The sequence below is a fragment of the Variovorax sp. GW821-FHT09D07 genome, assembly GCF_059416345.1.
In genome coordinates this window covers 522,824-543,310 of the sequence record NZ_JBWKOY010000005.1, presented here as the reverse complement: position 1 = coordinate 543,310, position 20,487 = coordinate 522,824, and the positions used below count along the sequence as shown (strand labels likewise).

The following is a 20,487-nucleotide window of genomic DNA, read 5'->3' as shown; positions in this document are numbered from 1 at the left end:
CGCAACGCCCGCATGAGCGCGCTGCTGGCCGCCGCCCGCGTGCGGCGCCAGCTGCGCCTGCAGCCGCCCGTGGCACCGGCCGCCGCGCCGTCGGCCACGGTGGTGCGCATCGACGCATGGAAAGGAGGCCCGGATGCACTGGATCGCCTTGCAGTGGTCGTCTGAAACCGAGGATGCCGACGCCCCCGACATGCCCCCGCCCGAGGCCCTGGGCTGGTGGGCGCTGCAGTTCACGCCGCACGTCGCCTGGCAGGACGAGGCGCTGATGCTCGAGGTCTCGGCCTGCGAACGCCTGTGGGGCGGGCGCGCGCCGCTGATGCGCCAGCTGCTGGCCCTCAACCCCGCACCCGACGCGCGCATGCGCGGCGCGCAGGGCGCCACCAGCCTGATCGCGCTGGCGCGGCTGCGCCTGTTCGCGCGCAACGAGCACCGGCCCGCCGAGGTGCCGGCCGGCCTGCCGCTGGACACGCTGACGGCCGCGCAGGGCCACCTCGACCTGCTCGCGCGCCTGGGCTGCCGCACCTGGGGCGAGGTGGCGGCGCTGCCGCGCGGCGGCCTGGCGCGGCGCTTCGGCGCCGGGCTGCGCGAGGCGCTCGACATCGCCTGGGGCCTGCGCCCCGAAAGCCACGCCTGGCTCACGCTGCCCGACGTGTTCGAGCAGAAGCTCGAACTGCCCGCGCTGGCCGAGACCGGGCCCGAACTCATGTGGTCGGCCAACCGCCTGCTCTCGGCACTGCAGATCTGGCTGCGCGCCCGCCAGCGTGGCGCGCGTGCGCTCGAGCTGCAGTGGACGCTCGATTTGCGGCGCCTCAACGGCGTGACCCTGCCGCCGCACCAGCAGCTCACCGTGCGCACGGCAGAGCCCACGCAGGACATGGCGCACCTGCGCCGCCTGCTGTCCGAAAAACTCGCGCTCACCACGCTGGCCGCGCCCGCGAGCTGGCTGAAGCTGCGCACGCTCGAAACCGATCCGCTGGCCGGCGCCAGTACCAGCTTCCTGCCGGAAGACAACCGCAAGGGCGACAAGCTGCACGAGATGGTCGAACGGCTCAGCGTGCGGCTCGGCGCCGACCAGGTGGTGGTGCCGCTCGCGCAGGCCGACCACCGGCCCGAGCGCCAGCAGCGGTGGCGGCCCGCGCTGCAGAAAGAGAAAACCCCGGCGCCCGACAAGGCCCGCAAGGACGCCGCCTCGCAGCCCGATGCGATCTACCCGCCCTGGCTGCTGCCCGAGCCCTTGCGGCTCGAGATGGACGGCGAGCGCCCGTGCTACTGCGGGCCGCTGCGCAAGCTGGTCGGGCCGCAGCGCGTCGAGGCCGGCTGGTGGGGCGGCGAAGAAGACGGCGGCCAGCCCGCGATGCGCGACTACTACGTGGCCGAAAGCCCCGAGGCCGGCCTGGTGTGGGTCTTTCGCGAGCGGCCCGCCACGCGCTTTTCGTCGGGCGAGGTGCGCTGGTACCTGCAAGGCTTCTATGCCTGACCTGAGCGGCAAGGAAGAGCGCAAGCGCCAGCCCGCCAAGGTGCATGTGCTGCCGCAGCGGCTGCGCCCGGGGCCGGGCCTGCCCGGCTATGCCGAGCTGCACTGCCTCACGAACTTCAGCTTCCAGCGCGGCGCGTCGACGCCCGAGGAGGTGGTCGAGCGCGCCTACCACCTCGGCTATGCGGCGCTGGCCATCACCGACGAGTGCTCGGTGGCCGGCATCGTGCGCGCGCATGTCGCGTTGCGCGACCTGCCCGCCAAGCTGGACACCTACGAGCGCGAGCACCCGGACGAGCCGCCGATCCCGCGCCACCCCGAATTCCGCCTGCTGTTCGGCAGCGAGTTCCGCTTCGAGCGTTTCAAGCTCGTGGTGATCGCGAACGACACCGAGGGCTGGGGCAACCTCTGCGAGTTCATCACCGCCGCGCGCAACACCGAGCTGCCCAAGGGCGAGTACCGCGTCGATTGGGACACGAGCGACGTCGCCTCGCTGCAGCGCTGCCAGGTCCTCTTCGTGCCGCACCGCCCCCCGGGCGGCATGCCGGATGCGGCCACCGTGCAGGAGGACCTGGCGGCGGCCAGGGCGCTGTACGGCGACAACCTCTGGCTGACCGTGGAGCTGTTCAACGAACTCGACGACGACCTCTGGCTCGTCACGCTGATGCAGGCGGGCGAGCAGGCCGGCGTGCCGCTGGTCGCGGCCGGCGACGTGCACATGCACGCGCGCGGGCGCAAGCCGCTGCACGACGTGCTCACGGCCGTGCGCGAAGGCCGCACGGTGGCCGAGTGCGGCTTTGCGCTGCAGTCGAACGCCGAGCGGCACCTGCGCCAGCGGGTGCGGCTGGCCGAGCTGTACCTGCCCGCGATGCTGGCGAACACGCTGGAGGTGGCGCAGCGGTGCCGCTTCGATCCCGAGGTGATCCGCGAGACCTACAAGTACCCGCTGGAGACCGTGGGCAGCAGCGAGACGGCGGCGCAGACGCTAGTGCGCAAGACGTGGGAGGGCGCGCGGGTGCGCTACCCCGACGGCATTCCCGAGAAGGTGCGTGCACAGGTCCAGAAAGAACTCGACCTGATCACCGAGCTGGAGTACGAGATGTTCTTCCTCACGGTGGAAGACATCGTGCGCTTCGCTCGCTCTCAAGACATCCTCTGCCAGGGCCGCGGCTCGTCGGCCAACTCGGCGGTCTGTTACTGCCTCGGCATCACCGCGATCAACCCCGAAAAAGGCCACCTGCTGTTCGAGCGCTTCCTGAGCCGCCATCGCAAGGAACCGCCCGACATCGACGTCGACTTCGAGCACCAGCGGCGCGAAGAAGTCATCCAGTACATCTACGAAAAGTACGGCCGTGAGCGCGCTGCCATCGCCGCCGTCGTCATCTGCTACCGCTCGCGCAGCGCCTTGCGCGATGTCGGCAAGGCCATCGGCATCGACGAGCGGCTGGTCGACGAGTTCGCCAAGGACCACTACTGGTTCGACGACACCGCGCTCGGCGAGCAGCTCGACAAGGCCGCCGCGCGCGTCGGCGTGAAGGAAGACCGGCTCAAGCTGATGCAGTGGATTGAGCACACGCAAAAGCTCAAGGGCTTTCCGCGCCACCTGAGTCAGCACGTCGGCGGCTTCGTGCTCACGCACACCAGGCTCACGCGGCTGGTGCCGGTCGAGAAGGCGTCGATGAAAGACCGCTCCGTCATCCAGTGGGAAAAGGACGACCTCGAAGCCATGGGCATGCTCAAGGTCGACGTGCTCGCGCTGGGCATGCTCAGCGCCATCCGCCGCGGGCTCGACCACATGAACCGCTGGCGGGGCTCGATGATGGAGATGCACCACATCCCCAACGACGACCAGAACGTGTTCGACATGATCTGCGACGCTGACACCATCGGCGTGTTCCAGATCGAGAGCCGCGCGCAGATGTCGATGCTGCCGCGCCTGAAGCCGCGCACTTATGAAGACCTGGTGATCGAGGTGGCGATCGTGCGGCCGGGGCCCATCCAGGGCGGCATGGTGCATCCGTACCTCAAGCAGCGCGAGCGGGTGCGCAAGGGCTTGCCGATCCTCTACGAAAAAGAGGAACTGAAGCCGGCGCTGGAACGCACGCTGGGCATTCCGATCTTCCAGGAGCAGGTGATGCAGATCGCCATGATCGCGGCGAAGTTCAGCGCAGACGAAGCCGATCAGTTGCGTCGTGCCATGGCCGCGTGGAAGCGCAAGGGCGGCCTCGACAAGTTTCACGCGAAGCTCGTGGATGGGATGGTGGACAACAAGTACCCGAAGGAGTTCGCCGAAGCCATCTTCAAGCAGATCCTCGGCTTCGGCGACTACGGCTTCCCCGAAAGCCACGCCGCGAGCTTCGCGCTGCTGGTCACCGTGAGCAGCTGGCTCAAGAACTACGAACCCGCCTGCTTCCTCGCCGCACTGCTCGACTCGCAGCCGATGGGCTTCTACAGCCCCTCGCAGCTGGTGCAGGACGCGCGCCGCCATGGGGTCGAGGTGCGGCCGGTCGACGTCACGTGCAGCGAGATCGACACCACGCTCGAGGCCCGCGCGCCCGATGCGCCGCGCATGCCGCCAGGCACCGACACGCGCTACGCCGAGCGCCTGGGCAACGAGAACCAGCCGGCGGTGCGGCTGGGCCTGAACCGGGTCCTGGGCCTCAGCGAAGCCGGCGCCAGGCGTTTGCTCGCAGCGCGCGCACAAGCGCCTTTCACCAGCACCGAAGACCTGGCCCTGCGCGCCGAACTCGAAGGCAAGGACATGGCCGCGCTCGCCGCGGCCGATGCGCTGATGTCGCTCTCGGGCCATCGGCGCCAGCAGGTGTGGGATGCCACGGCGCAGCATCGCTCGTCGGCCCTGCTCAAGGGCGTGCCGATCCACGAACAGGCCTTGCTCCTGCCGGCCGCGCCCGAGGGCGAGGAAATCGTCGGCGACTACGCGGCGCTGGGCCTCACGCTGCGCCGCCATCCGCTCGCGCTGCTGCGCCCGCGTCTGGCGCGCATGCGGCTCCTGAGCGCGGTGGAGTTGCGCGCCGCGCGCAGTGGCCAGACCGTGCGCGCCTGCGGCATCGTCAAGGGTCGGCAGCGGCCCGGCACCGCCAACGGCACCATCTTCGTCACGCTGGAGGACGAGACCGGCAACGTCAACGTGATCGTGTGGAGCCACGTCATCGAGGCCTGGCGCGAGCCGCTGCTCAAGTCGCACCTGCTCGCGGTGCAGGGCACCTGGCAGCGCGACGACGACAGCGGCGGCAAGGTGCAGCACCTGATCGCCACCGGCTTCAAGGACCTCACGCCGCTGCTGGGCCGGCTGGCGCAGAGCAACACCAGCCGCGACTTCCACTGAGGCATTGCGAATGCAACCGATCGTTCCATGCCTCGCGCCGCCCCTCACTTTTCGCTAACCTGTTCCTCCCATGTCCGCACTCGCCGCAACCGCCGGATTTGCCCTTGCCGATGAGGTCGTCGCCACGCCGATCGGCCCGCCGCCGCCCGCGCCCGATGTGCCCATGCCGCCACCGCCGCCGCCCGTGCCGCCGCCCGAAGGCGATCCGCCGCCCACGGTGCCCCCGGTGACGGACCCCGGTTTTCCGCCGCCGGTGAGCGACCCGCCGCCCCTGCAGACGGCCGTGCCCTTCGGCAAGCCGCACGCACGGCGGCTGCGCGAGATCTACCGCTCGGCCGGCTGGCCCTGCTGCGACACCATCGAGGTCGAACTGCTCGCGGGCGGTTTTCTCGAACGCGTGCGCAGCGCGCTGGGCCACGAGACGCTGCGCGTGACCGACGCGGGCATTGCGCGCATCGCCACCACGCTCACCGTCAACCGCGCGGCGCTGTCGCCGCACGAGGCGCTGGTGGAGCGCGTGGCGCGCGAGATGACGCGTGGCGGTCGCATCGCCTGGCGCGGCCTGGGCCTGCGCGCCCGCCTGCCGCCGCTGGAAGAGGGCGGCAAGCCGCGCTGGTGCATGGCGCGGCCCGACGTCTTCTCGATCCGCAACACCAGCGTCGAGGCCTATGCGCACCCGATCGTGCACGAGGTGAAGGTCAGCCGCGCCGACCTGCTGGGCGACCTGCGCAAGCCCGACAAGCGCGCGGCTTATCTGGACCTGGGCGGCGAGTGCTGGTACGTGCTGGGCAACGACGCCAAGGGCCGCTGCATCGCGTCGCCCGACGAGATCCCGGCCGAATGCGGCGTGATGGTGCTCGAGGGCGAGCGCCTCGTGGTGGCGCGCGCCGCGGTGCACCGCGCCTTCGAGCGCATTCCTTTTTCGGTGTGGCTGGCGCTGGCCAAGGCACAGCCTGTGGCGGGCTTCGAGGACGACGCGCAAGACCTGCTGATCTGACCCGCGCCCTTCAGGTGCTTCAGGTGATGGCGTCGTAGTCGCGGTGCGCGACGGCGACCACGTTGCCCGGATCGAACTGGCTCGCCATCTGGCGCAGGCCTTCCTCGCGGTCTTCGCGGCTGGCCTGCGGGTCGAACATCTGGTCGCAGAACTCGAGCAGGTCGCGCACGATGCGTTCGTGGCGGTAGTAGGCGAGGGCGAGCGTGTCGACCGCCTCCTTCGTGCCGTAGCCCTGGAAGAACAGCGCTTCTTCGCGCGGCTGGTTCCACACGCCGCCGACCCCGCCGCCGATGAACATCAGGTCGCGCTCCTTCGGCGCGAGGATGAGCGTGTCCCAATCGACGATGCACAGGCGGTCGCCGTCGCCCAGCAGCACGTTGCCCGCGTGCAGGTCGGCATGGCACAGCACCTGCGGCAGCGACTTCTCGAGCAGGATCGAGGCGAGCTGTTCGCTGCGGTAGACGATCGAATCGATCTCTTCGTCGTGCGCGTCCCAGAAGGCGAGGAAGCGCTTGACCAGATCGTCGCCGGCCACGCCGTTGATGAAGCGGCGCTGGTAGCGGCGCACGCCTTCGCGCCAGTGGTGCGAATAGCTTTCGCGCGGCAGGCCCGCCCGCAGCGATTCGGGCAGCTCGGTGCGGTGGATGGCGTTCAGCGTGGTGCCGAGCAAGGTCCATTGCCGGTCCGTCGGCGTGCGCGTGAAGCCGTCGACGCCGTCGAAGAAGGGGTAGAGCGCCCAGTCGAACCCATGGTCCTGCACGCTGAGCCGCCGCGTGCGCGTGAGCAGCGGGGCCATCACGGCGTCGATGTCAAAGGTGTGATGCAGCACGGCCGGCACGTCGACCACGGCGGGCGTGAAGCCGCCGCGGCGCAGCTTCAGGAAGTAGGCGCGGCCGTCCGATGCCTCGATGCGGAATGCGGCCGAATCGACGTCGGCGCCCAGCGGCAGGAATTCGGTGCGTGTCGCCTGGAGGCCGTAGGTTTCGGCGAGGCGCGCTTGAACGGCGTCGGGGGCGATATCGGGTGGTGTCAGCATGCGGCGGGCGTGGCGTGGGTTCGATGGGCGCCGAAAATTGTCTCACCCGATAAGGCCACGAAAGCCGGCCGGCCGTTGTCAGACGGCGTCTTCTTTGTCTTCTTCGTCGGCCTCGTAGGTGGCCAGCACCTTGTGCTCGACGGGATGCGAAGTGAAGGAGCGCACGAGCAGGAATTTCCTCACGCGCCACGGGATCGGCGGCAGGCGCATCGGGTAGGCCGCGCCCTCGGTGCGGCGGGCGATGGTGATGTGCGGTGTGAACGTCGGCGTTTCCGTGACGATGCCCGCCTTCTGGACCGCACGGCCGATGTCCGCATGCAGGGTGCGCAAGGCGCCGTGCTCGGCGGGCTGCAGCACCGCGATGTCGTTGCGCCATGTGCGCGAGCTGTCCAGCACGAGGCTCATGGGCCGCACCCGAACCTGGGCGAGCGCTTCACGCAGGCGTTTCTCGACATCCTTGGGCTGGTCACCGAAGCAGTGGAGCGTCAGGTGCAGTCGCGGGCTGCGAGGAAAGTAGTGGCCCTTGGGCCAGATCCATTCCTTGCGGTGCGCTTCGATCGCCGCTTGCACGTCGGGCTCGGGAAACAGCGCGATGAGAAGGTGGCGTTGCCTCTCGAAAGCGGGGGAATCCCAGTCGGGTTCGGGCCCGTTCGCAAACGCATCGCCACGGTGGAAGTCGTCCATTGCAGTTCTCCGGGGGAAGAAGGATGAAAAGGCGGTTCAGGGCTCCGGAGGCCACCAATGCGCGGCCGTCGTCCGGATGACGCGCGCCGCCTGAACGCGGATGTCATCCTGTTCGTTGCTGTCGTCGTGGCCGTGCTCCCGGGTCACGCGGAAGGGCCAGTTCGAAATCCGGCCTGTCTTGCCGGTCGTGCGCGAACGCGACTGCAACGGATGCTGTCGCGAGGAGAAAAAAAGCACCTGCGCCGAGGGCGCAGGCGGGTTGGCGGTGGTCATGGCGTCGCCTCGAATGTTGTTCTTGGAGACGATCCATTCTAGAGAAAAGACTGTATTTATGTACAGTATATTTGCAGTCTATCGAAGATCGTTGCCCAGCAGGGCGTCGAGGTCGATGGCCGCCGCCATCGCCCGGTAGCCGGCGTCGCCGGGATGCAGGTGGTCGCCCGAATCCATGGCGGCTTTCAGCCGTGTCGGCCGGGCCGGGTCGCGCAGCAGCGCATCGACATCGACCACCGCGTCGAAGGCGCCGCCTTCGCGAATCCAGCGGTTGACGGCCTGGCGCACGGTGTCTTTCTCGGGCGAGTGGTGGCCGGCCAGCGGCGTGCCTTCGAGCGCGCGCTCGTTCGGCGGAATGGTGGCGCCCACGATGCGCACGTTGTGGGCGTGGGCCATCTCGATCAGCTGGCGAAAGCCCTGGATCACGGCCTCGGCGCGCACCGCGGGTTCCTGCGGCGCGAAGGGGCCGCCGGGCCAGCCGATGTCGTTGGTGCCCAGCAGCACGACCATCGCGCGCACGCCGGGCTGCGCGAACACGTCGCGGCCCGCGCGTTCGAGCGCCGCGCGGCCCATGCCGTCCTTCAGCAGCCGGCCGCCCGAGATGCCGGCGTTGAGCACGCCCACGCCGCGCGGCGCGAGCCGTTCGGCCAGCGCGTCGGGCCAGCGCGTGTGGGCGCCGGGCGTCGAGCCGTTGCCGTCGGTGATCGAGTCGCCCAGCGCGACGACGGTGACGGGCGCTTGCGGCGTCTCGACGATCAGGCCGCTCACGTAGACGCGCGTGCTCCACGGTGTGGCGGCGGCCGGCAGTCGCGCCGCGGCGCTCAGGTCGCCGTCGGCGATGTACAGCGTCTGCCGCGCGTCGAAGTGAAAGCCCGCGGGCTGGCTGGATTCCGGCAGGTAGAGCGACACGGCCACCTCGCTCAGCGCGGGCAGCGGCAGGTCGACCGGGTCGCTCACGAGGCGCGCACCGGGCGGCAGCGTCACGTCGCTGCGGCCGCCGAAGCGCAGCACGCGGTCGCTGCCTTCGACGATGGCCGAGCCGCTCGCATGGCGGGCCACGCGCGCGGCGCCGATGTGCAGCGGCGCGCTGCCGCCTTCGTTGCTGATCACCACGCGCAGCCGCGTGCCGCCGATGCTCAGGCGCGCTACCTGGCGCAGCGTCTGCCGCTCGAAGCGGGCGGGAATGCCCAGGGGCAGCACGAAGCTTTCGTCCCACAGCGGCTGGGTGGCGGCCATCCAGCTGGGGCTCCAGTGAGTGGGCGCGGCCATGGAAGCGGTGGCAGCGCCCGCGAGGGAAAGGGCGAGCGCGCCCTGGCGCAGGAGGGTGGTGAGTCGTGAAGCGGTCATGTGAATGTCCTCAGGTGAAAGAAGTGTCGATGGGCGAACTTTCTTCCATTCGAATCGCGAGGGGTAGAAGGCAGAATGGCATGCATCGCATTCCTGATTCGAATGACCCCATGGACACCCTTCGCGCACTTTCCGCCTTCGTGCACAGCGTCGAACTCGGCAGCCTCTCGGGCGCGGCCCGTGCGCTCGACACCACGCAGCCCACCGTGAGCAAGCTGGTCGCCGGGCTGGAGCGATCGCTCGGCGTGCGGCTGCTGCGGCGCGCGGCCACGGGCCTGAGCCTCACGGAGGAGGGCCAGCGCTTTCACGAACGCGCACGCCGCATGCTCGAGGACTACGGCGACGCCGTGGCCGATGCGCGCGCGCAGGTGCAGCAGCCGCGCGGCCTGCTGCGCCTGAGTGCGCCGGTCACGCTGGGGCAGCGGCACCTCAACGCGATGGCGGTCGAGTTCCTGCGGCTGTACCCCGACATCGAACTGGAGCTGGTGCTCGACGACCGCTTCGTCGATCCGCGCGAAGAACGCATCGACGTCTCGCTGCGCGTCGGCGGCGCGCTGCCGCCCGACCTCGTCGCGCGCCACCTCGGCAGCTGGCCGCGCGTGCTCGTCGCCTCGCCGGACTACATGGCCGCACGCGGCAAGCCGCGCACGCCGCACGATCTGCTGGCGCACGACTACCTGCGCTATGCGGCGGGCGACGACGGCGTGCTGCTCACGGGCCCCGACGGCGCGGTGGCCGTGCCGCTGCGCAGCCGCTACCGCGTCAACAACGCCGTGGCGCTGCTCGACAGCGTGCTGGCGGGCGCGGGCGTGTCGTTGCAACCCACGTGGATGGTCGCGGACCTGCTGGCGCAGGGGCGGCTGGTGCGCGTGCTCGCGCGGCACACGGGGCCGGCGCAGGAGCTGCACCTGCTCTATGCGCCGCGTCGGCAGTTGCCGCTGCGGGTGCAGGTGCTGGTCGACTTCCTGGCGCAGCGCGTGGCGGCGCTGCCGGGTGCGGCGAAGGCGCCGCGGCGTTAAGCCTAAGCCGCCTTGCGGGCCACGCTCTTCGCGCGTTTGGCCGCAGCAGGCTTGTGCGCGGTCTTGCGTGCAGAAGCCGTCGACTTCGCCGCACGCTTCTTCGCCGCAGGCGGCGTGCGCTTGCCGCTGCGCAGGCTGCGCGCGAGCAGCTCGGTCAGGTCGATCACCTCGGCGCCGCCCTCAGGCGCTTCTTCTTCCGGCTGCACCACCGTCTCCGTATCGCCCGCCTTGACCTTCTTCTCGACGATCTTCATCACGGCGTGCTTGAACTCGTCCTTGAACTCGTCGGGGTTCCACGGGCCCGACATGTCGCCGACCAGCTGCTCGGCCATCTTCATCTCGGCGGCTGACAGCTTCGCGCCCTTGATGCCGGCGGCCGGCAGGTCGAGCCCATCGGCATCCTTGATCTCGTCGCCCCAGCGCAGCAGGTTGAGCACCAGCACCTTGCCGAAGGGAATCAGCAGTGCCAGGTGCTGCTTGGTCGCGATCACCACCTTGGCCAGCCCGACCTTGCCGGTCTTCACCAGCACCTCGCGCAGCAGCGCGTAGACCTTCTGGCCCTTGTTGATCGGCGCGAGGTAGTAGGGGCGCTCCAGGTACACGAAGGGAATCTCGCCCACGTCGAGAAAGCGCTGGATCTCGATGGTCTGCGTGGTGCGCGGGTAGACGGCCTCGATCTCCTTGGGCGAGATCACGACGTACTTGCCGTCTTCGTACTCGAAGCCCTTCACGATCTGCTCGCGCGCGATCTCCTTGCCCGTGCGCTTGTTGATGCGCTTGTAGCCCACGGGGTCCATGCTGCGCTTGTCGAGCCAGTCGAAGTCGATGCCCTGTTCGGTGCTGGCGGTGTGCAGGCCCACGGGGATGTGGACCAGCCCGAAGGTGATGGCGCCTTTCCAGAGGGTTCTCGTGGCCATGGTGTGCTTCCTTCCTTGTGCGTGGGTTCGTGGCTATCGCTTGAAGCCGAGCCGCTTCATCGCCTCGCCCAGCGGCTGGCGCGTGGTCCAGTAGTCGGCCCAGGGGTCTTCGGACTGGAACGACAGGTGTTCGCGCGCGGTGGAAATGGTCCAGTGGGCGCCGCTCTTGAGGCCGGCGAGGTCGTCCCAGCGCACCGGCATCGACACGCCCATGCCGGGCCGCGCCCGCGCCGAGTAGGCCGCCACCGTGGTCGCGCCCACGCCGTTGCGCAGGTAGTCGGCAAAGAGCTTGCCGACGCGGTTCGAGGGCCCGCTCTTGGCCACGAACTTCGACGGGATCACCTGGGCCATGTGCTGCACGATGGCGCGCGAGAAGGCCTTCACCGTGTCGTTGTCGTAGTGCATGCGCAGCGGCACGACCACGTGCAGGCCCTTGCCACCGCTGGTCTTGAGCCATGACGCCAGTCCCAGTTCGGTGAGCAGCGTGCGCATCAGCAACGCGGCTTCCTGCACATGCGCCCACGGCGTGCCTTCGCCCGGGTCGAGGTCGAAGATCATGCGGTTGGGCCGGTCGAAGTGCGTCGAGGTCGCGTTCGAGGTGTGGAACTCGATCACGTTGAACTGCGCAGCGTTCAGCAAGGCCTCGTGGGTGCCGACTTCGAGCATCGACGGGTGGCCGGGCCACAGGGCCGGGTCGAGCTGCTTCACGCCGGCGATGTGGACCTTCTCGGCATGCTTCTGGAAGAAGATCTCGCCGCCCACGCCTTGCGGCCCACGCACCAGCGCGCAGGGGCGGCCCTTCAGGTGCGGCAGCATGTCGTCGGCCACCGATTCGTAGTAGCGCACGAGGTCGAGCTTGGTGCGGCCCGAGGCCGCATCGATCACGCGCTCGCCGTGGCTCACGGCGACGCCGCCGACGGTGGAGGCGGATTTCTTCGATGAGGTCTTCATGGCCTTCGTGCCTTTATCGCGAGGGGCGGGTGCGATGTCGCGGGGTTCTTCATGCACGATCTCCGACGCCGGCTTGTCGTCGCGCATCGCCACGAAGGACGCGTGGCGGACCTGCCCGTCCGGCGTCCATGCGGCGAAGCGCACCTCGGCCACGAGCCTGGGCTTCACCCAGTGCCGCGTGCCGCCCGGCCGTCGCCGGCCGGGCTTGGCCTCGCCGCCGGTGAACGGCGCGTGGTCGGTGTCCAGCGCGGCGAGCTGGCGGCGGATGTCGCGCGCCTCGCGGTCGTTCCAGCCGGTGCCGACGCCGCCGACCGACACCAGCTCGCCGTTCTTCGCGTGCACGCCCAGCATCAGGCTGCCGATGCGCGTCGGGCTGTCGATGCGCAGCGTGTAGCCGCACACCACGAACTCCTGGCGCCGGATGCACTTGAGCTTGAGCCAGGTGTCGCTGCGGCGCGAGACATACGGCGCGTCGGCGCGCTTGGCGATCACGCCCTCGAGGTTCATGCGGCAGGCCGATTGCAGGATCGAATCGACATCGGCCTCGAAGTCGCTGCTGAAGCGCAGGCGGCGGGTGGCGCGCGCGTCCATCAGCTGCCTGAGCAGGCGGCGGCGTTCGGCGAGCGGCGTGTGGCGCAGGTCGAAGCCCTCGAAGAAGGGCACGTCGAACAGGAACATCACGATGGGATCGGCGCGTTCGCGGTCGAGTGCGTTCTGCAGCGCGTTGAAGTCGGGCGTGCCGCCCTTGTCGGGCACGACGATCTCGCCGTCGAGCCAGGCGTTGCCGATGCCCAGGCGCTCCAGCTCGGCCACCAGCTTCGGCAGCTTCGCGCTCCAGTCGTGGCCGCCGCGCGTGAGCAGCCGTGCCTTGCCGTTGCCGATGCGCGCCATGAGGCGGTAGCCGTCGAACTTGATCTCGAAGATCCAGTCGCCGGGTGCGCCTTCGGGCACGCCGGTGGCGAGCGTCGCGAGCTGCGGCGAAAGCCTGGCGGGCAGGCGTGCCTTCACCGCGCCCGTTGCGGGCAAGGCGGGCAGGGCTTTGGCCTTGGCCTTGGCGGTCTTGCGCGCCCCGGCCACGCTGTCGGGCAGCGCGGACACCACGTCGTACTCGGCATGCGAGCGCGCGAAGGCATCGCGTTTCTTGAACAGCAGCCAGGGCTTCTGCCGCTCGCCGCCCTTGGCGATCCTGACGAGTTCCCACAGCCCTTCGAGCTTCTGGCCATACAGCCGGAACGCGAGCTTGCCCGCGGCCAGGCCCTTGCGCGGATCGCCCACGGGCTCCCAGCTGCCGTGGTCCCACACGATGACGTCGCCCGCGCCGTAGTGGCCTTCGGGAATCGTGCCCTCGAAGCCGGCGTACGACAGCGGGTGGTCTTCCACATGCACGGCCATGCGCTTGTGCGCGGGGTCGAGGCTCGGCCCCTTGGGCACGGCCCACGACACCAGCACGCCGTCGAGTTCGAGCCGGAAGTCGTAGTGCAGCCGCCGCGCCGCGTGCTTCTGGATCACGAACGCGGGCGCGTGCGGCCGGGCCTTGCCGCCTTCGGCGGGCTCGTCGGTGACGGCGAAGTCGCGCTTCGCCTGGTAGGTTGCAAGGGGCGTGTCGGAACGGGCCATGCCCTCTGGTGTGCCCGCATTCGGGCCGCGCCGCATCGGCCAGGTGTCCGGTCTTCGTGTGGGCCAAGGCCGCACGCGCGCGAGGGCGGGACAACGGCCAGGCGGGTGCCAGACGGGTCCCACGCGCAGGCGCTGTGCCCTCCGACCGGCGCGCCGCGCGATCCGCAGAACATGGAGGCACTGCAGCCGCCAACCCGGAGGAGGCAGCCATGTGAGCCCGTGTGCATCGCACCAAGGAGACCCCATGACTTCGAAGCAGACCCCCGACCCGAAGCCGGCGAGCCCGGACCAGAACCCGCCGGAGAAGTTTCCGTTTCCCACGTCCGAGAACCACGGCAAGCCACCGGCCGAGGCCGCCAAGCCGACCGAGCAGCCGTCCAGCGAAGAAGCGCTCGACAGCGGCGTGGAAGAGTCCTTTCCGGCGAGCGACCCGGTGTCGGTCACCGTCACGAAGGTCAAGCTGCCATCGGGCGATGCGGACAAGGACAAGAAGGACGAGAACAAGAAGGCCGACGCCTGAGGCCCTGATGGACCTGCGCCTGAACACCGTCATGGCCCCGGAAACCGCCACTGGCCCGGCCACGCGCCGCGTCGTCACCTGGGACGTGCGTCCGCAGGGCTACTGCAGCGAACACGAGCACGCCACGCGCGCCAACGTTGCGCAGCGCCTGGCGGCGCTCCAGGGCTGGGCGTTCGCGGGCGCCTACGACGCCAGCCAACCGGGTCCGGACCCGCTCTACTTCGTGCCGAGCGACACGCTCACCGACCCGCACCAGGCGCGCGCCATGGGCATCGCCGGCGTGGACGACCTCTTCGGTGGCGTGGTACCCCATGCCTTCGTCGCCACCAAGGCGATCAGCCATCCGCTCGTCGGCCCCGACGCCGTGCGGCCCTTGGGCTGGTCGGCGCGCATCGCGGGGGAGATCGGCGATGCCGCCTTGCCCGGCTTCACCTGCTTCAGCCTGGACGAGGCGCGCGTTGCGGGGAGGGCGCTGCTCGACATCGGCCGCGTGCGCCTGAAGCCCGTGACGGCCACCGGTGGGCGCGGGCAGCAGGTGGTCGACGGCATCGATGCGCTCGAGCGCGGTCTCGATGCGATGGACGACCGCGCGATCGCCACCGAAGGCCTCGTGCTCGAAACCAACCTGGAACAACCCCAGACCTACAGCGTCGGGCAGCTGATCGTGGCGCAGCGCATCGTCAGCTACTGCGGCGAGCAGCGCCTCACGCGCGACAACGCCGGGCAGGAGGTCTACGGCGGCTCCGACCTGCTGCTGGTGCGCGGCGACTTCGACGCGCTGCTGGCCCGCGTCGATCCGCCGCCGCCGCTGCGCCGCGCGATCGAGCAGGCGCGGCGCTACCACCGCGCGGTGATCGACTGCTACCCCGACTTCTTCGCCTCGCGCGTGAACTACGACGTGGCGCAAGGGCTCGACGGCCGGGGCGACTGGCGCTCGGGCGTGCTGGAGCAGTCGTGGCGCGTCGGTGGCGCCACGGGCGCGGAGATCGCGGCGCTCGAAGCCTTCCACCAGGACCCGGCGTGCCAGCGCGTGCACGCGTCCTGCTTCGAGGTGTACGGCGAGGCCGCCCGCGTGCCCGCCGGCGCCATCGTGGCCTACCAGGGCAACGACCCCGAGACCGGGCCGCTGTGCAAATACACGGTGATCGAGACCACCGCCACCCCGCATGCCGACACGCCATAGTTCTATCGACATTCCCGTGGACGGCCATCACATCGAGGGCACGCTGTTCGCTGCGTCCAGCATGGTGCCGGGCGTGCTGCTGGTGCACGGCTGGGACGGCAGCCAGGAGCAGTACCTCAAGCGCGCGCAGGAGATCGCCGCGCTCGGCTGCGTTTGCCTGACCTTCGACCTGCGCGGCCATGCGCGCCACGAAGGGCTGCGCCAGCAGGTGACGCGCGAGGACAACCTGCGCGACGTGCTCGCCGCCTACGACGCGCTGGTGGGCCACCCGACCGTCGACCCCGCGGCCGTCGCCATCGTCGGCAGCAGCTACGGCGGCTACCTGGCCGCGCTCGTCAGCGCGATGCGGCCCGTGCGCTGGCTCGCGCTGCGCGCGCCCGCGCTGTACCGCGACGGCGAGTGGGACACGCCCAAGGGCCTGCTGAGCCGCTCCGACCTCGTGGCCTACCGCCGCACGCTCGTCGGGCCCGACGACAACCGCGCGCTCGCGGCCTGCGCGGCCTTCACCGGCGACGTGCTCATCGTCGAATCGGAAGACGACCAGACCGTGCCGCACCCCGTCATCGAGAACTACCTCGCCGCCTTCAAGCGCGTGCGCTCGGCGACCTACCGCACCTTGTCCGGCGCGGACCACGCGCTGTCGCGCCTGGAATCGCGCCAGGCCTATGGCGCGCTGCTCGTGTCGTGGATCACCGAGATGACGCTGGGCGCCAAGGCGACGTCGACGCTCACCAGGCCGGTGTCGAGCGGCTCGGCCTGAGGCACGCGCCGAGGCTGTAGGCCGCTTCCTTCCCGAACATGCGCGCCAGTCCATCACCATGCGCCGCGTCGCGCGCGCCGAATCCTGACCCCATGGTGACGGAGACAAAGAGATGGACTTCGAAGGCATCTACTGCTTCGATACGGCCACGGTGCGTTTCGCCGTGTACCCCGACGGTCCCGACGGCGCGCGCGTGCTGGCGCAGATTTCGCAAGACGTGCTGCACGATGCGCTCGGCGCGAAGGAAATCGGCGAGCACACGCTGCATGCCTGCAAGCGGCATTTCGACGTGATCTCGGCGGCGGCGGTGGCGCGCTTCCGGGCCGATCCGCACAGGCCCATCGTGCTGGCCTGCGGCGATTTCGCACGGATGCGTGCACCGCGCTGAGACGCGGGTAGCGAGGCGCTGTCGGGCGAAAGTTCTCGCACGGCGCTCGCACCGTGCGACCTGTCGATTTGGTTACAAAGGCAACCCATCCGGGCTGCATTTTCGGGGGCGCAACGACCTAGACTGCGCCTCGTTTCCTCAGGAGCCTTCCCATGCCCATGGACTTTCTGGAGCGCATCGAAGACGCGTCGTTCCCGATGGCGGTCCGCGACGAAGCCGACATCCACTGCGCGACGATGCTGGTCGCCGCCCATCTCATCGAAGCCGTGCTGCCACCGGCCGCCAGTGGCACGGGCCCGCGCGTCGCCGTCGTCCTGCTCATCACGCCGCAAGGGCGCGCGGCGCTGCGGTTGCGAAGGGATGCGCTGCAGACCTGAGCGTGCGCCGTGTGCGAGTGAACTGACGTTAGAATCCGCGCCTGCTGCGGGTGTAGTTCAATGGTAGAACGGCAGCTTCCCAAGCTTCATACGAGGGTTCGATTCCCTTCACCCGCTCCAGCCCCCATTCCTCGGCGCCCGGCAGCCTCTCACCCGATGCCGTGCTGCCGCAGCACCTCGGCCTCATCGCCGGTGATCCAGCCGAACACCTTCGCGGTGTCGCCCTCGAGCCGCACCAGATAGACATTGGTGAAGTCGATCACCTTCTGCGCGCCGTCGACCTTGTAGATCGCTCTCCACGCCGGCGGGCGAAGCGGCAATGAAGCACGCGGCGTACAGCGCCGCCACGGCTTCGAGGTCGGCTTCACCGGTCAGCCCCGCATTGAATTCCCGCTCATAGCGGTCGAACAACGCGCGCGTCGCGGATTGGATCGGGTGGGCTTCGGCTCCGTTGAGCATGATGGCGGGCACTCCTTGTCGATGGCGTTTCCGACCGGATGCCCGTCATGTCATGCCCGCATCAAGGTCGAATTTCGGTGACCTTCGCACCCTGCACCGACGCACCCGCCTCCAGGCCCACATTGGTCATCACGAAAGCGACCACGGGCTGCCGGAAGGTGCTGCTGTCGACGACGCCGTTGGCACCGTAGCGTGCCAGCGCCACCGTCGCGTCGACGCCCACCGTCCAGCCCCGGCTCTGGCGGAACTTGTCCAGCGCCTCCCTGGAGGTGAACACGTAGAACACGGCCTTCGACTGCGCACCGGCCTGGAAGCCGATGGAGCCGGCGGTCGTGCTGTAGTAGCTCTGCGTGCGGCCGCCGCTGCGCAGGGCACCGCGGCCATAGTCGGCGCCGATGCCGAAGCTTCCGCCCACCACGGACGGGAAGACCAGCACGCCCTGTGCGCCAGCGACGAGCGCGCGCGAACCGGCGACGGTGTCATAGAGGCGGGCCAGCGATGCATCGACCTGGGCGTCGATGGCCGATGCCGACGAGGCCGGGATGTCGTTCGCCGCGCCGCTGGGGCGGGTGACCGTGCAGCCGGTCACGGCGAGGCTCGCCGCGATGGCTGCGGCTGCGAGCAGGTGGAAAGGTGCGACGTGCATGGCAAGTCCTCCAGGAAGAAAGGGAAGGGGCAGTGAATCGGGGTGAAGGACCTCGCCTGGTCAGACCTTCTCAGGCCTCGACGGGTTGCGAGATGCCGCACAGCGCCTCGGCGGCCGGTTTGACCTTGGGCTCCTTCACCGCGACATCGGCCAGCGCCAGGATGCCCACCAGCCGCTTGTCGCGGTTGACGATGGGCAGGCGCCGGATCTGGTGCTCGGCCATGAGCTGCGCCGCATGATCGACGGCGTCGTCCTCGTAGGCCCAGCGGATGCCGTCCGACATGACGTCGCGCACCTTGGCGTTGCCGTCGTGTCCCTCGGCGATGCCGCGCACGGCAATGTCGCGGTCCGAGATCGCGCCGATCATGCGGTCGTTCTCGCCCACCGGCATCATCCCGAAGTCGCCGTCGCGCATGCGCCTGGCGGCCTCCGCGAGGGTGGCGTCGGGACTGATGACCTCGACATCGCGGGTCATCACAGCGTTGACTTTTCGCATCTGGAATCCTTTGAAGAAAAAGTAAGTTGGGCGGCCGTGGTTCATGGCAGGAAAAGGGGTGCGCACGGCACTGATCCGGCGCAGCTACAGGTCTAGTCTTCTGCGCGGCCCAAGGTGTAGGACAACCGCCGAAAAGCCGGTGGTGCAAAGGAAGAACGCGCGCATGCCGCAGCCTGGGCGTGTCCCCATGTCGCGAAGGGCATAGGGCTCGCCGGGGTTGATGACCGTCGCTGATGCGTACCCGCCACAGCGCTCCCGCGGTGGCTGTGACCAATCGCGGCAATATCGTTACGGCCTGTTGAACGCGACGCCGAAGCCGCGTTCTCGACGCCGCGCGCGCAGCGGGCCGCTTCATCGGACCTTGCCCCGTGCGATGCCCGTGGACCTTCGAGACAAACGCGATCACGCGCTGTTCCGCGTGTGCCGACACGCCCGGCCCGTGTCAACCCCCACCGCCGCAACACCTATGTAGGACTTCGCCCGGTCCGCGGCCGAAAAGTAGATGTGAAGTTCGCACATCTTGTTTCTCCCGGAAGCAGGACGGGCCGCGCTTTGGGCGTACCTTTATTGCACCGCAGCACGACAAATCGAGGCGCGGACCGAGGGGTCGGGAGGTTGATTCGAGTCTCTTTCTTCACCAGACGGCATGCCGTTCGCCGGCATGCCGTCGATGTTTCCAAGAGGTGGTTATGCGAGTGTCCAGACCCATTCCTTTTCCGTCGGAACCGGGCCGACCGCGCGCCCCGGGTGCCGGACGTGCCCGGCGCCAGCGGGGCGCCTTCGTTCCCAAGCTGGCGGCCTATGCGCTGCTGGCCTTCGTGCTGTGGCTGATGGTCGCCACGCTGGTCGAGCCACTCCTCTCCTCGCAGGCCACGCGGGCCGTGTTGCAGGCCCCGGTCGGCATCGTCACCTCGCCGATCAACGGCGTGGTGACGCAGATGGCGGTGCGCACGCGCGATGCGGTGGCGCCCGGCACGCTGGTGGCCACGGTGCGCAACCCGACCGTCAGCCAGGAGATCCTCACCACGCTGACCACGCAGCGCCTGGCCCTGCAGAGCCAGCTGTCGCAGCTGGGCAACCAGTACAAGTCCGACAGCCAGGAGATGCGCTCCATCGGCCAGCAGGCGCAGGTGACCCGCCAGGCCTCGCTGGCGCAGACCTGGGACGCGTGGGAGATCGCGCAGCGCCAGCGCGACGTGGCGCACAGCGTGGTCGCCGAGCAGGAGAACAAGGTGCGCACCAACGAAGCGCTGCTCAAAGAAGGCGCCATCAGCGAACAGGTGATGAACGCGTCCGAGGCCCAGCTGAGCACCGCGCGTGCCAATGCAGCGGTGGCCGAGCAGGCCTTCGCGGGACAGGCGCAGACGGTGGCGAGCGCGGGGCAGGGCGCCTTCGTGGGCACCAGCGGCAACAGCCTGTTCCAGACGCTCGCGAGCCGGCGTGAAGCGCTGCGCAACAGCAGCGACCGCGCGCGCCAGGACGGCACCGCGATCGTCAAGCAGCTCACGCAGATCACGCAGCTCGAGGACGACGAACGCCGCCGCGTCGACAAGCTCGCCGCCTACGAGGTCAAGGCGAGCCAGCCCGGCATGGTGCACACGGTGCTGGCGCCCGAGGGCGCGTATGTCACGGCAGGCTCCTCGCTGGTGCGCGTGACCGACTGCAGCCGGATCGGCGTCGTCGCCGTGTTCCCTGCGCGGCTGGCCAAGCGGCTGAGCGTCGGCTCCAAGCTCGACGTGAAGGTGGCGCAGAACGTCGACGTGCAGGCGCGCGTCGAGCAGCTGCTGCCCGTGGCCTCGGATGCACTGCAGAGCACGTACAGCGTGCCCTTCCCCTTTGCCGAGCAGGGCTCGATCTATGCGGTGGCGCGCATCGAGGCGCCCGAACCGCCGCCCTCGGAAGACGGCAGCCGCCAGACCCTGTGCGTGCCGGGCAAGGTGGTCTCGGCCAGCCTCGCCAAGGCGTGAGAAAGCATGTCGCGCAGCCCACCGAGAACG

19 protein-coding genes and 1 tRNA gene are annotated in these 20,487 nt (G+C 69.5%); 11 read left to right on the top strand and 9 right to left on the bottom strand.

Annotation, left to right across the window (positions count from 1 at the left end; translation table 11 throughout):
- The first annotated feature begins 133 nt into the window (after positions 1 to 133).
- The 3 genes from AC07OX_RS21245 (at position 134) to AC07OX_RS21235 (ending at position 5,817) form a co-directional block, all read left to right on the top strand.
- Positions 134 to 1,477 (top strand): Y-family DNA polymerase, encoded by a 1,344-nt coding sequence (locus AC07OX_RS21245; protein ID WP_495261781.1) that lies wholly within the window; start codon positions 134 to 136, stop codon positions 1,475 to 1,477.
- Positions 1,470 to 4,820 carry an error-prone DNA polymerase gene (locus AC07OX_RS21240; RefSeq protein ID WP_495261780.1) on the top strand — a complete coding sequence of 1,117 codons (3,351 nt, stop codon included), beginning with the start codon at positions 1,470 to 1,472 and terminating at the stop codon, positions 4,818 to 4,820. Before AC07OX_RS21245 ends, AC07OX_RS21240 begins: the two co-directional genes overlap by 8 nt.
- Positions 4,821 to 4,890: 70 nt before the next feature.
- Positions 4,891 to 5,817 carry a hypothetical protein gene (locus tag AC07OX_RS21235; protein WP_495261779.1) on the top strand — a complete coding sequence of 309 codons (927 nt, stop codon included), beginning with the start codon at positions 4,891 to 4,893 and terminating at the stop codon, positions 5,815 to 5,817.
- A 19-nt stretch (positions 5,818 to 5,836) separates the two neighbouring features.
- Here the strand turns inward: AC07OX_RS21235 and AC07OX_RS21230 are convergent, their stop codons facing one another.
- The 4 genes from AC07OX_RS21230 to AC07OX_RS21215 all read right to left on the bottom strand — a co-directional run bounded on the left by AC07OX_RS21230 (position 5,837) and on the right by AC07OX_RS21215 (position 9,157).
- Complete coding sequence (locus tag AC07OX_RS21230) at positions 5,837 to 6,853, bottom strand: phosphotransferase enzyme family protein (RefSeq protein WP_495261778.1); 1,017 nt, start codon at positions 6,851 to 6,853, stop codon at positions 5,837 to 5,839.
- A gap of 78 nt (positions 6,854 to 6,931) precedes the next feature.
- Positions 6,932 to 7,537 carry an RNA 2',3'-cyclic phosphodiesterase gene (gene thpR, locus AC07OX_RS21225; protein ID WP_495261777.1) on the bottom strand — a complete coding sequence of 202 codons (606 nt, stop codon included), beginning with the start codon at positions 7,535 to 7,537 and terminating at the stop codon, positions 6,932 to 6,934.
- A gap of 36 nt (positions 7,538 to 7,573) precedes the next feature.
- Positions 7,574 to 7,810, bottom strand: coding sequence for a hypothetical protein (locus AC07OX_RS21220; protein WP_070059288.1), 237 nt, complete (start codon positions 7,808 to 7,810; stop codon positions 7,574 to 7,576).
- 78 nt (positions 7,811 to 7,888) lie between these two features.
- Positions 7,889 to 9,157 (bottom strand): SGNH/GDSL hydrolase family protein, encoded by a 1,269-nt coding sequence (locus AC07OX_RS21215; RefSeq protein WP_495261776.1) that lies wholly within the window; start codon positions 9,155 to 9,157, stop codon positions 7,889 to 7,891.
- A 110-nt stretch (positions 9,158 to 9,267) separates the two neighbouring features.
- Here AC07OX_RS21215 and AC07OX_RS21210 point away from each other — a divergent pair, with 110 nt between their 5' ends.
- Entirely contained in the window at positions 9,268 to 10,176 is a 909-nt protein-coding gene (locus tag AC07OX_RS21210) for a LysR family transcriptional regulator (protein ID WP_495261775.1), read from the top strand.
- Between the two features lie 2 nt (positions 10,177 to 10,178).
- On the opposite strand, the gene ku is transcribed toward AC07OX_RS21210, so the two are convergent.
- Both ku and ligD read right to left on the bottom strand, forming a co-directional pair.
- On the bottom strand, positions 10,179 to 11,093 hold the full coding sequence (gene ku / locus AC07OX_RS21205) for a non-homologous end joining protein Ku (RefSeq protein WP_095947520.1): 915 nt from the start codon (positions 11,091 to 11,093) through the stop codon (positions 10,179 to 10,181).
- A 33-nt stretch (positions 11,094 to 11,126) separates the two neighbouring features.
- Positions 11,127 to 13,661 (bottom strand): DNA ligase D, encoded by a 2,535-nt coding sequence (ligD, locus tag AC07OX_RS21200; RefSeq protein ID WP_495261774.1) that lies wholly within the window; start codon positions 13,659 to 13,661, stop codon positions 11,127 to 11,129.
- A 244-nt stretch (positions 13,662 to 13,905) separates the two neighbouring features.
- On the opposite strand from ligD, the gene AC07OX_RS21195 reads away from it, so the two are divergent.
- The 6 genes from AC07OX_RS21195 to AC07OX_RS21170 all read left to right on the top strand — a co-directional run bounded on the left by AC07OX_RS21195 (position 13,906) and on the right by AC07OX_RS21170 (position 17,009).
- Entirely contained in the window at positions 13,906 to 14,181 is a 276-nt protein-coding gene (locus tag AC07OX_RS21195; RefSeq protein ID WP_495261773.1) for a hypothetical protein, read from the top strand.
- Between the two features lie 7 nt (positions 14,182 to 14,188).
- On the top strand, positions 14,189 to 15,364 hold the full coding sequence (locus tag AC07OX_RS21190) for a DUF3182 family protein (protein ID WP_495261772.1): 1,176 nt from the start codon (positions 14,189 to 14,191) through the stop codon (positions 15,362 to 15,364).
- Positions 15,348 to 16,124 carry an alpha/beta hydrolase family protein gene (locus AC07OX_RS21185; protein WP_354347656.1) on the top strand — a complete coding sequence of 259 codons (777 nt, stop codon included), beginning with the start codon at positions 15,348 to 15,350 and terminating at the stop codon, positions 16,122 to 16,124. Before AC07OX_RS21190 ends, AC07OX_RS21185 begins: the two co-directional genes overlap by 17 nt.
- Before the next feature lie 112 nt (positions 16,125 to 16,236).
- Positions 16,237 to 16,512 carry a hypothetical protein gene (locus tag AC07OX_RS21180; protein ID WP_495261771.1) on the top strand — a complete coding sequence of 92 codons (276 nt, stop codon included), beginning with the start codon at positions 16,237 to 16,239 and terminating at the stop codon, positions 16,510 to 16,512.
- Positions 16,513 to 16,664: 152 nt separating this feature from the next.
- Positions 16,665 to 16,889 (top strand): hypothetical protein, encoded by a 225-nt coding sequence (locus AC07OX_RS21175; protein WP_062472399.1) that lies wholly within the window; start codon positions 16,665 to 16,667, stop codon positions 16,887 to 16,889.
- Positions 16,890 to 16,935: 46 nt separating this feature from the next.
- Positions 16,936 to 17,009 (top strand) — tRNA-Gly (locus AC07OX_RS21170).
- Positions 17,010 to 17,038: 29 nt separating this feature from the next.
- Here the strand turns inward: AC07OX_RS21170 and AC07OX_RS21165 are convergent.
- The 3 genes from AC07OX_RS21165 to AC07OX_RS21155 form a co-directional block, all read right to left on the bottom strand.
- Positions 17,039 to 17,209 (bottom strand): hypothetical protein, encoded by a 171-nt coding sequence (locus AC07OX_RS21165; protein ID WP_495261770.1) that lies wholly within the window; start codon positions 17,207 to 17,209, stop codon positions 17,039 to 17,041.
- Between the two features lie 200 nt (positions 17,210 to 17,409).
- Entirely contained in the window at positions 17,410 to 17,994 is a 585-nt protein-coding gene (locus tag AC07OX_RS21160) for a BPSL1445 family SYLF domain-containing lipoprotein (RefSeq protein WP_095744962.1), read from the bottom strand.
- A 70-nt stretch (positions 17,995 to 18,064) separates the two neighbouring features.
- Positions 18,065 to 18,490 (bottom strand): CBS domain-containing protein, encoded by a 426-nt coding sequence (locus AC07OX_RS21155; protein ID WP_062480639.1) that lies wholly within the window; start codon positions 18,488 to 18,490, stop codon positions 18,065 to 18,067.
- A 689-nt stretch (positions 18,491 to 19,179) separates the two neighbouring features.
- Between AC07OX_RS21155 and AC07OX_RS21150 the strand changes: the two genes are divergently transcribed.
- Positions 19,180 to 20,457 carry an HlyD family secretion protein gene (locus AC07OX_RS21150; protein ID WP_495261769.1) on the top strand — a complete coding sequence of 426 codons (1,278 nt, stop codon included), beginning with the start codon at positions 19,180 to 19,182 and terminating at the stop codon, positions 20,455 to 20,457.
- The last annotated feature ends 30 nt before the right edge of the window (positions 20,458 to 20,487 follow it).

Bases quoted from the DNA above. Each gene is read 5' to 3' on its own strand.
- AC07OX_RS21245 (WP_495261781.1), top strand. From the start codon at position 134: ATGCACTGGATCGCCTTGCAGTGGTCGTCTGAAACCGAGGATGCCGAC.
- AC07OX_RS21160 (WP_095744962.1), bottom strand. From the start codon at position 17,994: ATGCACGTCGCACCTTTCCACCTGCTCGCAGCCGCAGCCATCGCGGCG.
- AC07OX_RS21220 (WP_070059288.1), bottom strand. From the start codon at position 7,810: ATGACCACCGCCAACCCGCCTGCGCCCTCGGCGCAGGTGCTTTTTTTC.
- ligD (WP_495261774.1), bottom strand. From the start codon at position 13,661: ATGGCCCGTTCCGACACGCCCCTTGCAACCTACCAGGCGAAGCGCGAC.
- AC07OX_RS21230 (WP_495261778.1), bottom strand. From the start codon at position 6,853: ATGCTGACACCACCCGATATCGCCCCCGACGCCGTTCAAGCGCGCCTC.
- AC07OX_RS21185 (WP_354347656.1), top strand. From the start codon at position 15,348: ATGCCGACACGCCATAGTTCTATCGACATTCCCGTGGACGGCCATCAC.
- AC07OX_RS21195 (WP_495261773.1), top strand. From the start codon at position 13,906: ATGACTTCGAAGCAGACCCCCGACCCGAAGCCGGCGAGCCCGGACCAG.
- AC07OX_RS21180 (WP_495261771.1), top strand. From the start codon at position 16,237: ATGGACTTCGAAGGCATCTACTGCTTCGATACGGCCACGGTGCGTTTC.
- AC07OX_RS21210 (WP_495261775.1), top strand. From the start codon at position 9,268: ATGGACACCCTTCGCGCACTTTCCGCCTTCGTGCACAGCGTCGAACTC.
- AC07OX_RS21235 (WP_495261779.1), top strand. From the start codon at position 4,891: ATGTCCGCACTCGCCGCAACCGCCGGATTTGCCCTTGCCGATGAGGTC.
- AC07OX_RS21190 (WP_495261772.1), top strand. From the start codon at position 14,189: ATGGACCTGCGCCTGAACACCGTCATGGCCCCGGAAACCGCCACTGGC.
- AC07OX_RS21150 (WP_495261769.1), top strand. From the start codon at position 19,180: ATGCGAGTGTCCAGACCCATTCCTTTTCCGTCGGAACCGGGCCGACCG.
- AC07OX_RS21155 (WP_062480639.1), bottom strand. From the start codon at position 18,490: ATGCGAAAAGTCAACGCTGTGATGACCCGCGATGTCGAGGTCATCAGT.
- AC07OX_RS21175 (WP_062472399.1), top strand. From the start codon at position 16,665: ATGCCCATGGACTTTCTGGAGCGCATCGAAGACGCGTCGTTCCCGATG.
- thpR (WP_495261777.1), bottom strand. From the start codon at position 7,537: ATGGACGACTTCCACCGTGGCGATGCGTTTGCGAACGGGCCCGAACCC.
- AC07OX_RS21240 (WP_495261780.1), top strand. From the start codon at position 1,470: ATGCCTGACCTGAGCGGCAAGGAAGAGCGCAAGCGCCAGCCCGCCAAG.
- ku (WP_095947520.1), bottom strand. From the start codon at position 11,093: ATGGCCACGAGAACCCTCTGGAAAGGCGCCATCACCTTCGGGCTGGTC.
- AC07OX_RS21215 (WP_495261776.1), bottom strand. From the start codon at position 9,157: ATGACCGCTTCACGACTCACCACCCTCCTGCGCCAGGGCGCGCTCGCC.